16 protein-coding genes are annotated in these 12,548 nt (G+C 65.6%); 9 read left to right on the top strand and 7 right to left on the bottom strand.

The features are described 5' to 3' along the window. Positions 1-116: 116 nt before the first annotated feature. Together EN818_RS12115 and EN818_RS12110 are read left to right on the top strand one after the other, a co-directional pair. Complete coding sequence (locus EN818_RS12115) at positions 117-488, top strand: YciI family protein (protein WP_095805273.1); 372 nt, start codon at positions 117-119, stop codon at positions 486-488. Between the two features lie 123 nt (positions 489-611). Continuing rightward, entirely contained in the window at positions 612-1,859 is a 1,248-nt protein-coding gene (locus tag EN818_RS12110) for a DUF6596 domain-containing protein (protein WP_095805274.1), read from the top strand. A gap of 90 nt (positions 1,860-1,949) precedes the next feature. Here the strand turns inward: EN818_RS12110 and cysK are convergent, their stop codons facing one another. From cysK to hrcA, 5 genes are all read right to left on the bottom strand, one after another. Beyond that, a complete protein-coding gene (cysK, locus tag EN818_RS12105) occupies positions 1,950-2,930 on the bottom strand; it encodes a cysteine synthase A (protein ID WP_095805275.1) in 981 nt (326 codons plus the stop codon). Positions 2,931-3,116: 186 nt separating this feature from the next. Beyond that, positions 3,117-3,734: a LysE family translocator gene (locus EN818_RS12100; protein WP_095805276.1), complete on the bottom strand. Its 618-nt coding sequence runs from the start codon at positions 3,732-3,734 to the stop codon at positions 3,117-3,119. Positions 3,735-3,993: 259 nt separating this feature from the next. Beyond that, positions 3,994-5,334: a sorbosone dehydrogenase family protein gene (locus tag EN818_RS12095; RefSeq protein ID WP_095805277.1), complete on the bottom strand. Its 1,341-nt coding sequence runs from the start codon at positions 5,332-5,334 to the stop codon at positions 3,994-3,996. Positions 5,335-5,611: 277 nt separating this feature from the next. Then, the gene (locus EN818_RS12090; protein ID WP_095805278.1) at positions 5,612-5,809 is read right to left on the bottom strand and encodes a hypothetical protein; all 198 of its coding nucleotides are present in this window, start codon (positions 5,807-5,809) and stop codon (positions 5,612-5,614) included. Positions 5,810-5,846: 37 nt separating this feature from the next. Next, a complete protein-coding gene (gene hrcA / locus EN818_RS12085) occupies positions 5,847-6,929 on the bottom strand; it encodes a heat-inducible transcriptional repressor HrcA (protein WP_095805279.1) in 1,083 nt (360 codons plus the stop codon). A 155-nt stretch (positions 6,930-7,084) separates the two neighbouring features. On the opposite strand from hrcA, the gene rph reads away from it, so the two are divergent. The 5 genes from rph (at position 7,085) to EN818_RS12055 (ending at position 10,546) form a co-directional block, all read left to right on the top strand. Then, a complete protein-coding gene (gene rph, locus EN818_RS12080; protein WP_095805280.1) occupies positions 7,085-7,801 on the top strand; it encodes a ribonuclease PH in 717 nt (238 codons plus the stop codon). Positions 7,802-7,969: 168 nt separating this feature from the next. Beyond that, positions 7,970-8,380, top strand: a complete 411-nt coding sequence (locus EN818_RS12070; RefSeq protein ID WP_095805282.1) for a VOC family protein — start codon at positions 7,970-7,972, stop codon at positions 8,378-8,380. Next, positions 8,380-9,051: an RdgB/HAM1 family non-canonical purine NTP pyrophosphatase gene (gene rdgB / locus EN818_RS12065; protein ID WP_095805283.1), complete on the top strand. Its 672-nt coding sequence runs from the start codon at positions 8,380-8,382 to the stop codon at positions 9,049-9,051. The genes EN818_RS12070 and rdgB overlap by 1 nt, the downstream gene beginning before the upstream one ends. Before the next feature lie 5 nt (positions 9,052-9,056). Continuing rightward, positions 9,057-10,220: a radical SAM family heme chaperone HemW gene (gene hemW / locus EN818_RS12060; protein ID WP_095805284.1), complete on the top strand. Its 1,164-nt coding sequence runs from the start codon at positions 9,057-9,059 to the stop codon at positions 10,218-10,220. Between the two features lie 5 nt (positions 10,221-10,225). Next, a complete protein-coding gene (locus tag EN818_RS12055) occupies positions 10,226-10,546 on the top strand; it encodes a low molecular weight protein tyrosine phosphatase family protein (RefSeq protein ID WP_095805285.1) in 321 nt (106 codons plus the stop codon). 119 nt (positions 10,547-10,665) lie between these two features. Here the strand turns inward: EN818_RS12055 and EN818_RS12050 are convergent, their stop codons facing one another. Both EN818_RS12050 and EN818_RS12045 read right to left on the bottom strand, forming a co-directional pair. After that, complete coding sequence (locus tag EN818_RS12050; RefSeq protein ID WP_095805286.1) at positions 10,666-10,854, bottom strand: hypothetical protein; 189 nt, start codon at positions 10,852-10,854, stop codon at positions 10,666-10,668. 7 nt (positions 10,855-10,861) lie between these two features. After that, positions 10,862-11,059 carry a hypothetical protein gene (locus EN818_RS12045; protein WP_095805287.1) on the bottom strand — a complete coding sequence of 66 codons (198 nt, stop codon included), beginning with the start codon at positions 11,057-11,059 and terminating at the stop codon, positions 10,862-10,864. Between the two features lie 197 nt (positions 11,060-11,256). Here EN818_RS12045 and rsmI point away from each other — a divergent pair, with 197 nt between their 5' ends. Next, on the top strand, positions 11,257-12,153 hold the full coding sequence (rsmI, locus tag EN818_RS12040; protein WP_095805288.1) for a 16S rRNA (cytidine(1402)-2'-O)-methyltransferase: 897 nt from the start codon (positions 11,257-11,259) through the stop codon (positions 12,151-12,153). After that, entirely contained in the window at positions 12,146-12,523 is a 378-nt protein-coding gene (locus tag EN818_RS12035) for a YraN family protein (protein ID WP_095805289.1), read from the top strand. The genes rsmI and EN818_RS12035 overlap by 8 nt, the downstream gene beginning before the upstream one ends. Positions 12,524-12,548: the final 25 nt, after the last annotated feature.

Here is a 12,548-nt window from a genome sequence, read left to right as displayed (position 1 = left end):
TGCGAAATCTCGGAACGAAGACAAAAATTTTCGCCAGCCTGTCGAAATCGACCGGGGCCGCGCGACTTTAGCTCGGCCCGCGACCACGCGGCCTTCGGAAAAAACGGGAGAAGACCATGCGATACATGCTTTTGATTTACAACGACGAGGCCGCGATGGCGAACACGCCAAGCGAAAAGACCTATCAGATCAGCGCAGCCTATGGCGCTTATACCGAGGCGCTGAAGAAATCCGGCGCATGGCTTGCCGGCGACCGGCTGCGGCCGACGCAGGCGGCGACCGTGGTGCGGACGGCCAACGGCAAGACCAATGTGCTCGACGGTCCTTATGCCGACACCAAGGAGCAGCTCGCCGGCTTCTACATGATCGAGGCGACGGACATCGACGCGGCGATCGAATGGGGCGCGCGCTGCCCGGCGGCCAGCACAGGGACGGTCGAGGTGCGGCCGATCTGGGAAATGACCGACTACCTGTCTAAGGCGGGATGAGTTTTCCGCGAACGCTCATCCCGCTTTATCTTCCTGTTTGAGCATGATCTTTTCCGAACCAGCGGTCCGCAAAGCGAAAATCGCTGCATATTTTCGGGTTCATGCATTGGAAGCGACGCTGTGATGGAGAATCGCCCGGACATGGCGCGGGCGGCGGCCGAAGCAGCCGCCCGCCGCAGCTACGGCAAGCTCGTGGCCTGGCTCGCCGCCCGGACGCGCGATGTCGCCGGCGCCGAGGATGCGCTGGCCGATGCATTCGCGGCCGCGCTCGAACGCTGGCCGCAGAACGGTGTGCCGGAAAAACCGGAGGCCTGGCTGTTGGCCGTGGCGCGACGACGAAGCGTCGATGTCGTCCGACGGCGGCTGACCGGCGAGGCGGCCAGCGACCATCTCCAGCTGATCGCCGAGGAGGTGGAGGCCCGCGTGAACCACGAAGAATTGCCCGACGAGCGGCTGCGGCTGATGTTTGCCTGCGCCCATCCGGCGATCGACGCCACGGTGCGGGCACCGCTGATACTGCAGACGATCCTCGGCTTCGACGCCGCGACGATCGCCTCTGCCTTCCTGGTGTCGCCGGCGACGATGGGACAACGGCTGGTGCGGGCAAAGGCTCGCATCCGCGAAACCGGCATTCCGTTTCGCGTGCCGGAGCGGGGCGAACTCGGCGAAAGGCTCGATGCGGTGCTGGAGGCGATCTATGCGACCTTCGCCGAAGGCTGGACCGACCCGGCGGGCACGGAGACGCGCCGGCGCAGCCTCGCCAGCGAAGGCATCTGGCTTGGCAGGCTGGTCGCCTCGCTCATGCCTGACGAGGCTGAGGCGCTCGGCCTCCTGGCGCTGATGCTTTTCGCCGAGGCGCGACGCGCGGCGCGGCGCAGTCCCGAAGGCGACTTCGTGCCGCTCGCCGAACAGGACGTTGCATTGTGGGACGGCGCGCTGATCGACGAAGCCGAGGCCCTGCTCGAACGCGCCGCAGCCAAAGGGATCATCGGCCGCTACCAGCTCGAAGCGGCCGTGCAGTCGGCGCATACGGCGCGGCGGCTGAGCGGCCGCACCGACTGGGCCGCGATCCGCCAGATCTATGACGCGCTGATGGCGATTGCCGCCTCACCGGTGGTGGCGATCAACCGCGCCGTGGCGATCGCCGAGGCCGAAGGCGCGGCCGAGGGCCTTGCTGCGCTCGACCGGATCGGCGACGACAGGCGGCTTGTCCAATACCAACCCTATTGGGCGGCGCGCGCCGAGCTGTCCGCCAGGCTGGGCAAGCTTGCCGAGGCCACGGAAGCCTTCGACCAGGCGATCGGGCTGGAACGCGATCCGGCCTTGCGCCGTCACCTGCAGGCCCGACGGGCGAAACTTGCCGGCAACTGAGACCTGCTCGCGGCTTGCCGCACAAGCGGTCGGCATTTCGGCCAGGCAGGGTGAGCCTTCTCGAGATGTAACGAATTGGCTCTCGGGCGCCTAAGCCCCCAGCCCGTCGAACAGGATCGTCGACAGATAGCGCTCGGCGAAGGACGGGATGACGACGACCAGGTTCTTGCCCTTGTTCTCCGGCCGTGAGCCAACGACGATTGCCGCCTGGAGCGCAGCGCCCGACGAGATGCCGACCGGCACGCCTTCGAGGCGGGCGACGAGGCGCGAATTGGCGACCGAGTCCTCGTTCGAGACCCTGACGATCTCGTCATAGATCGAGGTGTCGAGGATCTTTGGCGCGAAGCCGGCGCCGATACCCTGGATCTTGTGCGGGCCGGGCTGGCCGCCGGACAACACCGGCGAGGCTTCCGGCTCGACCGCCACGACATGCACCGAAGGCTTGCGCTTCTTCAGCACCTGACCGACGCCGGTGATGGTGCCGCCGGTACCGATGGCGGAGACGAAGATGTCGACCTCGCCATTGGTGTCGTTCCAGATCTCCTCGGCCGTCGTGCGGCGGTGGATTTCCGGGTTTGCCGGATTCTCGAACTGCTGCGGGATGATGGCGTTGGGGAGCGTCGCGGCAAGCTCGTCGGCCTTGGCGATGGCGCCCTTCATGCCCTTCGGCCCTTCGGTCAGCACCAGCTCGGCGCCGAGCAGCGCCAGCATCTTGCGGCGCTCGACCGACATCGTCTCCGGCATGGTGAGGATCAGCTTGTAGCCCTTGGCGGCGGCGGCGAAGGCAAGCGCGATGCCTGTGTTGCCGGAGGTCGGCTCGATCAGGGTCGTCTTGCCGGGCGAAATCTTGCCGGCCTCCTCCAGCGCCTCGATCATGGAAACGCCGATGCGGTCCTTGACCGAAGCGATCGGGTTGAAAAATTCGAGCTTGGCCAGGAGATTGGCGACGACGCCCTTCTCCCTGGCGAACTTGTCCAGCCGCACCAGCGGCGTGTCTCCAATCGTCTCGGTGATCGAATTGAAGATGCGGCCGCGACCGGGGATGCGCGCGGAGGTGACGGGCTTGTTCATTGGTTTTGCTCCCAAGGCAATGTAGAGGCAGACAGAATAGGGATTTCAGCCGCGCAAGATAGGCTGGGCGCCGAAAATATCCGAGTGGGGCGATTGCTCAAAACCGCGCCGCGCCGGAAATGCATTTTCCAGATTGGGCCGTTTTCGGAACGGATTCGCTGAAATGATGGCGGGTTGGGACGGCAGCTATTGACGAGCGGCGATCGCGGCTGCCGCCCCCACCATGAAGCCGGCGGCGGTGCGGTTCAACAGCTTGAGCGCGCGCGGCGACTTCAGGAACCAGCGCGCCTTGGCGGCGAGCGCCAGATAGGGCACCAGCACCACGAACAGAACGATTGCGGTGAGCGCGAGAAGGACGCCGTAGTCGGCCAGCGTGATCGCTTTGAGATCGACGATGGTGGGCGTAATGGCGAGATAGAAGATCATCGTCTTCGGGTTGCCGAGCGTCAGCGTCAGCCCGGCGATGAAGCTCGCGGCCAGGCCGCCCTTGCCCTTGCGGGCCTCGACAGTTTCGGGCGAGATGCCGGTGGTCCAGAAGCGCCAGCCTAGGAAGGCGAGATAGGCGACGCCCGCCCATTTGATGGCGAGGAAGACCATGCCGAAGCTCTGCGCGATGAAGGCGAGGCCGAGCACCACAGCGGTGAGATAAGTGACGTCGCCAAGCATAAGGCCGAAGAACATCGCCAGCGAAGAACGAAAGCCCGAACCGAGCGCACGGGCGACAAGCGCCGTGACGCCGGGCCCCGGAATGGCGGCGGCCAGGCCGAGGGCCGCGCTGTAGGCGAGAAATCCTGTCAGTGTCATGGTTGAGCCTGGAGCGTGGGGAGCGATGTCGAGCCGCCCTTTATCATGATACCGGGGCAACGGTAATTCCCTGACGGCGGGATTCGTTGCGCCAGTCCGAGTATGACGACGTCAGTCGGCAATCTCCGCTGTTGGGAGCGCCCGCTCAGCGTTGCTGGACATGTCTGAGATTGGTTGACATTCATGCGATCGTCAGCCACGGGCGGAGCAAGGCGCGACGCGACGCGGCGCAGACTCTGGGATGACGAGGTTCGGGTGGCTACCCGCCGTAAGTGATGCGCCAGATGGTGCCGTTGCCGTCCTCGGTGAGGATCAGTGCTCCGTCCTTGGCCACCGCGACGCCAACCGGACGGCCCCAGACCGCGTCATCGGCGATGACGAAGCCGGTGGCGAAATCCTGATATTCTCCGGTCGGCTTGCCGTCCTTGAATTTCAATCGCACCAGCTTGTAGCCGGTGCGGACATTGCGGTTCCAGGAGCCGTGCAGCGCGACGAAGGCATCGCCCTTGTAGTCGGCGGGGAAGTTGCCGCCTTCATAGAAGGCGATGGTGAGCGGCGCCGAATGCGCCTGCATCAGCACGTCGGGAACCGTGACCTTTTCCGCGAGATCGGGGCGTGCGCCCTCGTGGCGCGGGTCCTCGTTGCCGCCGAGATAATACCAGGGCCAGCCATAGAAGGCGCCGTCCTTGACGGCGGTGGCATATTCGAAGGGCACGTTGTCGCCAAGCTCGTCGCGTTCGTTGACGACGCACCAGAGCGCGCCGGTCGCCGGCTGAACGGTCATGCCGGAGCAGTTGCGCAGCCCGGTGGCGACCATCCGGCGGTTCCTGCCGTCGGGATCGAAGGCGAGCACATCGGCGCGGCCCTCCTCCGGCCCCCAGCTGGCGCCAAGCGGCTGCGATCGCGCCCATTCCTCGACCCCGCCCTTCGGCCTGGCGCCCATATCCTCGGCGACGTTCGAGCCCGAGCCGACCGACAGGTAGAGCGTCTTGCCGTCGGGCGAGAAGGCGATGTCGCGCGTCCAGTGATGGCTTGAAGGAATGTTCGAGACGATCGTCTCCGGCTTGCCGGAGGCTTGCATGTCGCCGTCACGATAAGCAAAACGAACGACGCTGTTGCTGTTGGCGACATAGACCCATTGCGGCTTGTCGCCAGGCGGATAGAAGGCGATGCCATAGGGGCGGGTAAGACGCTTGGCGAAGATCGCTTCCGCAGCGGGCTTGGCGCTGCCCTCGGCCAGGCGGTAGACGCGGACCTGGTTCGCCCTGCTGTCGGCGACGAAGAGATCGCCGTTCGGCGCAACGCGCACGACACGCGGGCTGTCGATGCCGGAAGCCACGAGCTCGACGGAAAAGCCGGGCGGCACGATGGGCTTGGCGCCCTCCGGGCGGTCGGTCAGCCCGCCGCCGTTCGAGGCGGAGTCGGTGACATAGGGCTGCTGCAGATCGTCCGGTTTGATGAGACGCCTCACGCCGGGACGATCGGCCTTCCAGTCACCGAAGGCTTGCTTGCCGGTCAGCAAGGGCTGGTCCGCCTGCTGCGCGAAGGCGCCGGCGGCCAGCAACAGTCCGAGAGCGGCCAGGCCCGCGATCCGGATCATGCTGTTCTCCCTGTTTGATCGCCGCTTTCGAACGGCTCATGCATCAGCGCAGAAACAGCTGGGATCAAGAGGCGTTCCATTCAATTGAAGCGCGTCGCGCCGAAACGGATCAGGCGACCCCCTTGTCTCTATGGATGTCGTTCTTTCAAGACCGCTGCACGCTTGGCGCGACATGCAGTAGGCGCGCACCAGAGTTCGGCCGGGTGGCCGCCCGTTTTGCGCACTGCTTGTCTCAAACCGCGTCTCCCAAGAACCGCTGTGCCCTTGGGGCGAAGCATCAGCCGTCCTCGGAGTCGAGATCCTCGTCGAGCTGCCTTTCCAGCTCGACCAGATCGGCCGGCAGCGGCAGGCCCATGGCGCGAAGCTCCATGAGCTTCTCGCGCAGCTGCTCCTGTATCTCGTGCTCGTCCTCGGGCTGGTTGACCATTTCCTCGAGCAACAGGCTGATCTGAGCCTTGAGCGATTCCAGCGCCATCTCCACCCTCCTTGCAGCGATATCCGTAATCTTTCGCTTACCGAAGCATGCGCGAAATCAGCTGCGCCGTATAGTCGACCATCGGCACGATGCGCGCGTAGTTCAATCGGGTAGGCCCGATGACGCCGAGCGCGCCGATGACGCGGGCATCCTTGTCGCGATAGGGCGCAACGACCAGCGACGAGCCGGACAGCGAGAACAGCTTGTTCTCAGAGCCGATGAAGATGCGCACGCCGGAGCCCTGCTCGGCAAGGTCGAGCAGCTGCAGCAGGCCGTCCTGCGTCTCCAGATCATCGAACAGATGGCGCAGCAATTCCAAGTCGGCCTGGGCGGTGACATTTTCCAGGAGGTTGGCTCGGCCGCGCACGATGAGCCGCGCCGGTAGGCCGCTGTCGGCGCCAGCCCAAACCGCGAGGCCCTTTTCGACCAGTTCCTGCGACAGCGTGTCGAGCGCCGCCCTGGTCTCGTCCTTGATGCGGCCGATCTCGACCCGCACCTCGGCGAGCGTCCGGCCGCGTATGTGAGCGTTGAGGAAGTTCGAAGCCTCGTGCAGCTGCGAGACGGTGATGCCTGCCGGCAGATCGACGACGCGGTTCTCGACGTCGCCATTCTGCGACACCAGGACTGCCAACGCCTTGGTCGGCTCGAGCTGGATGAACTCGATATGCTTCAACGCCACCTCGTTCTTGGCGGCAAGCACCAGGCCGGCGCCGCGCGACATGCCGGACAGCATCTGGCTGGCTTCGGTCAGCATATGCTCCAGCGTCGCGCCGGAACCGGAGGCACGCACCTGCGCCTCGATGGCGCGGCGCTCCTCTTCGGAGAGATCACCGAGCTCCATGAAGGCGTCGACGAAAAAGCGCAGGCCGGTCTGTGTCGGCAGGCGGCCGGCCGAGATATGCGGCGCGTAGATGAGGCCGAGTTGCTCGAGGTCGCTCATCACGTTGCGGATCGTGGCCGGCGACAGCGAGGAGGGCAGGATGCGCGACAGGCTGCGCGAGCCGACAGGCTCGCCGTCGCGCAGATAGGAATCGACAATGCGCCGGAAGATGTCGCGCGATCGGATGTCGAGCGACTGAAGCACGGGCGACTGCGACGCGGGATCGACTGCCTTGTTCATTCCAGCCAGAACCTCCGGTTCTCAAAAGATATAGACTCCCGGCCCTGCGGCGCAACCCGGCCCCTTTTGCTTCGCGCGCCCTTTTCCTTTGCGCCACGCACCGCATGCGTCTACAAGCCGCCGACGAATCCGGAAGAAGAACAGAAAGAGTCCCGATGCGCCCCTCCAAACGCCAAGCCGACGAAATGCGCGCCATCTCCTTCGAGCGCGGCGTCTCCAAGCATGCCGAAGGGTCGTGCCTGGTGAAGTTCGGCGACACGCATGTGCTGTGCACGGCGAGCCTGGAGGAAAAGGTGCCGGCCTGGATGCGCAATTCCGGCAAGGGCTGGGTGACGGCGGAATATGGCATGCTGCCGCGCTCGACCGGCGAGCGCATGCGGCGCGAGGCGTCCGCCGGCAAGCAGGGCGGCCGCACGCTGGAGATCCAGCGCCTGATCGGGCGCAGCTTGCGCGCCGTGGTCGACCTGCAGGCGCTGGGCGAGCAGCAGATCACCGTTGACTGCGACGTCATCCAGGCCGATGGCGGCACCCGCACCGCCTCGATCACCGGCGGCTGGGTGGCGCTCCATGATTGCCTGCGCTGGATGGAGGCGCGCCAGATGGCAAGCGTCTCGAAGGTGCTGAGGGACCATGTCGCCGCGATCTCCTGCGGCATCCATGACGGCCAGCCGGTCATCGATCTCGACTATCTCGAAGACTCGTCGGCCGGCACCGACGCCAATTTCGTCATGACCGGCAAGGGCGGCATCGTCGAGATCCAGGGCACTGCCGAGGGCGAGCCGTTTTCCGAGGAGCAGTTTGCCGCGCTGATGGGATTGGCCAAGAAAGGTATTTCGCGGCTGGTGAGCTTGCAGCAGATGGCGGTGGCGTAGGTTTCGGATGCCGAGCCCAGGCACCCCCCTCTGGCCTGCCGGCCATCTCCCCCTCAAGGGGGGAAATCGGGTATCAATCGCCAACATCGCAGAAAGGATGCCGACGCAGCCACAGCCAATCTCCCCGCTTGAGGGGGAGATGCCCGGCAGGGCAGAGGGGGGTGCCTCGTGACTCCCTCGGCGATTCTGGAATCAGCGCTCTACGTCACAGATCTAACCGCTGCCGAACAGTTCTATCGCGACATCCTCGGCCTCGAGGTGCTGGGCAAGGTCGAAGGCCGGCACGTGTTCTTCCGCTGCGGCAACGGCGTGCTCCTCCTCTTCAATGCCGAGGCAACCAAAATACCGCCGGCACCCGACGCCAAAGTGCAGGTGCCGCCGCACGGCACGGTGGGCGAAGGCCATCTCTGCTTCACCGCAAGCGCCGACGAGATCGCCGAATGGCGCAAGCACCTGGCGGCGAGGAACATCGCCATCGAAAGCGATTTTGAATGGCCGCAGGGCGGACACTCGATCTATATCCGCGACCCGTCGGGCAATTCGATCGAGTTCGCCGAGCCAAGGATCTGGGGCCTCTGATGCATTCTTCGCATTTTCATTCCCTGAGGGGACAGAAGATCGTCGTGGCCAGCCACAATGAAGGCAAGCTGCGCGAGTTCGCCGACCTGATGGCGCCGTACGGCTTCGAGGCGAAGTCGGCCAAGGAATACGGCCTGCCGGAGCCGGACGAGACGGGCACGACCTTCGAGGAGAACGCCTATATCAAGGCATATGCCGCTGCCAAGGCGACCGGTTTGCCGGCGCTGTCCGACGATTCGGGACTCTGTGTCGACGCGCTCGATGGAGCGCCCGGCGTCTATACCGCCAACTGGGCAGAGACGCCGGACGGCAGCAGAGATTTCGGCATGGCCATGCAGCGCACCGAAGTGGCGCTGCAGGAGGTCGGCGCGACCGAGCCGGCGCAGCGCACCGGCCGCTTCGTCGCCGTCATTTGTCTCGCCTTTCCCGACGGCGAGGCCGAGTATTACCGGGGCGAGGCCGAAGGCAGGCTGGTGTGGCCGCCACGCGGCACGCTCGGTTTTGGTTACGATCCGGTGTTCCTGCCCAACGGTTTCGACAAGACCTTTGGCGAGATGAGCGCGGAGCAAAAGCACGGCTGGAAGCCCGGCCAGGCGACGGCACTGTCGCACCGCGCGCGCGCCTTCCAGAAGTTTGCGCAAGCGCGATTGGATATGGCGCGCCTGGGATGAGCGGGATGACCATGCCGCTCGACCGCAGCCCAGGCTTCGGTGTCTACATCCACTGGCCGTTCTGCGCGGCCAAATGCCCGTACTGCGACTTCAACAGCCATGTTCGCCACCAGCCGGTCGACCAGGAGCGTTTTGCACGCGCCTTCGCGATGGAGTTGGCGGCCATGCGCGCCCGCACCGGCCCGCGCGAAGTGACCAGCATCTTTCTTGGCGGCGGCACGCCATCGCTGATGAAGCCGGAAACGGTTGGCGCGGTGCTGGAAGCGGTGGCGAAGAACTGGACGGTGCCCGCCGGGATCGAGGTGACGCTCGAGGCCAATCCGTCCTCGGTCGAGGCCGAGCGCTTCCGCGGCTATCGCGCGGCCGGCGTCAACCGCATCTCGCTCGGCGTGCAGGCGCTGAACGACAAGGACCTGCGCTTCCTGGGGCGGCTGCACAATGTCGCGGAGGCGCTGCATGCGATCGGGCTGGCGCGGGAAATCTTTCCGCGGCTGTCCTTCGACCTGATCTACGCGCGGCCTGGCCAGACGCCGGAGGCCTGGCGGGCGGAACTCGAAGAAGCGATCGGCCATGCCGCCGACCACCTGTCGCTCTACCAGCTGACCATCGAGGAGGGGACGCCGTTCCATGCGCTGCACGCGGCACGGAAGTTCATCCTCCCCGACAACGACCATGCCGCCGACCTTTACGCGCTGACACAGGACGTCACCGAGGCGCATGGGCTGCCGGCCTATGAAATCTCCAATCATGCGCGGCCGGGGGCCGAGAGCCGTCACAATCTGACCTACTGGCGCTATGGCGAATATGTCGGGGTCGGGCCGGGCGCGCATGGCCGCTTCGTCGAGAATGGCCGCCGCACCGTGACCGTCGCGGAAAGAATGCCGGAGACCTGGGCCAATCTGGTCGAGGCCAAAGGCCACGGCGTCACCGGCGGCGAGGTGCTGACCCGCACTGAGGAAGCCGACGAGTTCCTGCTGATGGGGCTGAGGCTTGCCGAAGGCATCGACCTCGCGCGCTACGAGGCGCTTTCTGGACGCGGCCTATCGAGCGCGAGGCTTTCGGTGCTGCAGCAGGAGGGACTGGTGGCGCCGGTCGGCAATGCCCGCCTGCGCGCCACCACCGCCGGCATGATCGTGCTCGACGCCGTGGTGGCGGATCTGGCGCGGTAACACCTTTGAAGAATGTTCTGTTCGTCTGCAGCCAGAACCGCCTGCGCAGTCCGACGGCCGAGCAGGTGTTCTCCAAGCGCCGCGACATCGAGGTCGAATCGGCCGGCACCAATCACGATGCCGACAATCCGCTGACGCATGAACTCGTCGCCTGGGCCGACATCATCTTCGTCATGGAAAAGGCGCATCGGGCCAAGCTGCAAAAGAAATTCCGGGCGAGCCTGAAGGGGGCCAGACTGATCTGCCTCGACATCCCGGACGACTACGCGTTCATGGATCCGGAACTGGTGCGGATTCTGGAGGCGAGGGTAGGCAGATATCTCTGAGGATGTGGCGCTTCCCCGCGCATTCGTCATTCTCGGGCTTCAACGGCATGGATCCCAGGGTCTGCGCGCGTCGCTCCGCTCCCGCCTTGGGATGATGACCGCGAACGTCGCCAGATGCTTCAAGCGTCGTGCTTCTGGCGGTGCTTGCCGCGGGTCTTATCCGCATGCGCCTCGCCGTTGCGGACCGGCTTCTGGTCCGCCTTGCCGCGGCGGGCGCCGTGCTGGGCGGCGATCGGATGTGGGGGAATGCCCTCGCGGGCGGTCTTGCTTTCAAGTCGGCTGATGAAAATGTCGAAGCGATTGGGCATCGTCCGGTCAGTGCTCCGTCGTGCTTTCGGTTTCGTTCGGGACGTCTTGAACCGCAGGGCGCGGAAGCGGCTTCATCACTTCCTCGTCCTTTGTCCTGGCGGCGGGTTCCCCATTCTCCGCACCGGCAACCCTTTCCGATCCGGCAAAGCGCTTGCAGCCCGAATAGTAGGGCGTGAAAGCGTCCTGTATGATCAGGCTGTCCATCCTGTCCTCCTCCTCGGGGAATCAGGAGTAAATCCGCCTTGCGCGGTTTGGTTCCGCATCGTGGCAAAGGCATGGCGATCGCCTTTGCATCGCCATCACGTTTTGCAACCGGAGATCAGCCGTGGCAAACAGACCTTGTTCTTGCGCAATTCCGGGCGGAAAACCGCTGCGCACTTGCTCGGAGGGGAGGGCTTCAATTGAGCAGCGAGAAACGCAGCTATGTGATCGGGCAGACCGAGATGCCGGCGCGGCCGCTGGAGCCGGCGCTCTATCTGGTGGCGACGCCGATCGGCAACCTTGCCGACATCACGCTGCGCGCGCTGGAGACGCTGGCGAGTGCCGATGTCGTCGCCTGCGAGGACACGCGAGTCTCGCGCGTGCTGCTCGATCGCTACGGCATCCGCCGCCGCACCACGGCCTATCACGATCACAATGCCGCCGAGGCCGGGCCGAAGCTGATCGAGGCGCTCGCAGCGGGGCAGAGCGTGGCGCTGATTTCGGATGCCGGCACGCCGCTGGTGTCCGATCCTGGCTACCGGCTGGTCGGCGAAGCGCTGGAGCGCGGCATCCGCGTCGTGCCGGTGCCTGGGCCTTCGGCGGCGCTCGCAGCGCTGACCGCTTCCGGGCTCCCCTCCGATGCGTTCCTGTTCGCCGGGTTTTTGCCGGCCAGGGCCGGGCAGCGGCTGACCAAGCTCGAAAACTACAGGCAGGTTGCGGCGACGCTGATCTTCTTCGAATCGCCGCGCCGGCTCGCCGAGACGCTTGCCGCGATGGTCGAGGCGCTCGGCGGCGCGCGCAAGGCCGCGATCGGCCGCGAGCTGACCAAGACTTTTGAGGAAATGCGCACCGGCACGCTTGCCGCGCTCGCCGATCACTATGCGGCGGCCGACACGCCGAAGGGCGAGATCGTGATCTGCGTCGGCCCAGCGGAAGCAATGGCGGACCAACCGGCCGACATCGACCGGCTGCTGTTGTCGCTCGCGGCCGAAATGCCGGCCTCCAAGGCGGCGGCGGAGGCGGCCAAGATGACCGGCGGCCAGAAACAGGCGCTTTACCGGCGGCTGCTGGAGCTCAGGGAAGTCAACGGTGACTGAGCGCGGCGTCGGCAATCGGCGCAAGGCCTATCGGCGCGGCCATCGCAGCGAGTGGCTGGCGGCGCTGGCGCTGATGCTAAAGGGCTACCGGATTCTCGCGCGCCGCCACCGCACCAGGCTGGGCGAGATCGACCTGATCGCCAGGCGCGGCGATCTGGTGCTGTTCGTCGAGGTCAAGGCGCGCCGCACGCTGATCGAGGCGATGGAAGCGATCGCCCACAGTTCGGAGCGCCGCATCGAGGGCGCCGCCGATCTCTGGCTGTCGCGCCAGCCGGATTATGGCCGGCTGTCGGCGCGCTTCGACATGGTGGCCGTGCTGCCCTGGCGCTGGCCGGTGCATGTCGAGAACGCGTTTTATGGCAGGAATTGAGCCATCCACTTCGCGGCGGTTTAGC

The organism is Mesorhizobium sp. M3A.F.Ca.ET.175.01.1.1, from assembly GCF_004791945.1.
Taxonomy (GTDB): domain Bacteria; phylum Pseudomonadota; class Alphaproteobacteria; order Rhizobiales; family Rhizobiaceae; genus Mesorhizobium.
Note: the sequence above shows the minus strand (reverse complement) of the source record. Positions and strands in the feature narration are given on the sequence as shown.

Excerpts from the sequence above, each read along its gene's own strand:
- hemW (WP_095805284.1), top strand. The coding sequence starts at position 9,057 with ATGACCATGCCGCTCGACCGCAGCCCAGGCTTCGGTGTCTACATCCAC.
- EN818_RS12050 (WP_095805286.1), bottom strand. The coding sequence starts at position 10,854 with ATGCCCAATCGCTTCGACATTTTCATCAGCCGACTTGAAAGCAAGACC.
- hrcA (WP_095805279.1), bottom strand. The coding sequence starts at position 6,929 with ATGAACAAGGCAGTCGATCCCGCGTCGCAGTCGCCCGTGCTTCAGTCG.
- EN818_RS12115 (WP_095805273.1), top strand. The coding sequence starts at position 117 with ATGCGATACATGCTTTTGATTTACAACGACGAGGCCGCGATGGCGAAC.
- EN818_RS12100 (WP_095805276.1), bottom strand. The coding sequence starts at position 3,734 with ATGACACTGACAGGATTTCTCGCCTACAGCGCGGCCCTCGGCCTGGCC.
- EN818_RS12095 (WP_095805277.1), bottom strand. The coding sequence starts at position 5,334 with ATGATCCGGATCGCGGGCCTGGCCGCTCTCGGACTGTTGCTGGCCGCC.
- EN818_RS12090 (WP_095805278.1), bottom strand. The coding sequence starts at position 5,809 with ATGGCGCTGGAATCGCTCAAGGCTCAGATCAGCCTGTTGCTCGAGGAA.
- rdgB (WP_095805283.1), top strand. The coding sequence starts at position 8,380 with ATGCATTCTTCGCATTTTCATTCCCTGAGGGGACAGAAGATCGTCGTG.
- cysK (WP_095805275.1), bottom strand. The coding sequence starts at position 2,930 with ATGAACAAGCCCGTCACCTCCGCGCGCATCCCCGGTCGCGGCCGCATC.
- rph (WP_095805280.1), top strand. The coding sequence starts at position 7,085 with ATGCGCCCCTCCAAACGCCAAGCCGACGAAATGCGCGCCATCTCCTTC.
- EN818_RS12045 (WP_095805287.1), bottom strand. The coding sequence starts at position 11,059 with ATGGACAGCCTGATCATACAGGACGCTTTCACGCCCTACTATTCGGGC.
- EN818_RS12110 (WP_095805274.1), top strand. The coding sequence starts at position 612 with ATGGAGAATCGCCCGGACATGGCGCGGGCGGCGGCCGAAGCAGCCGCC.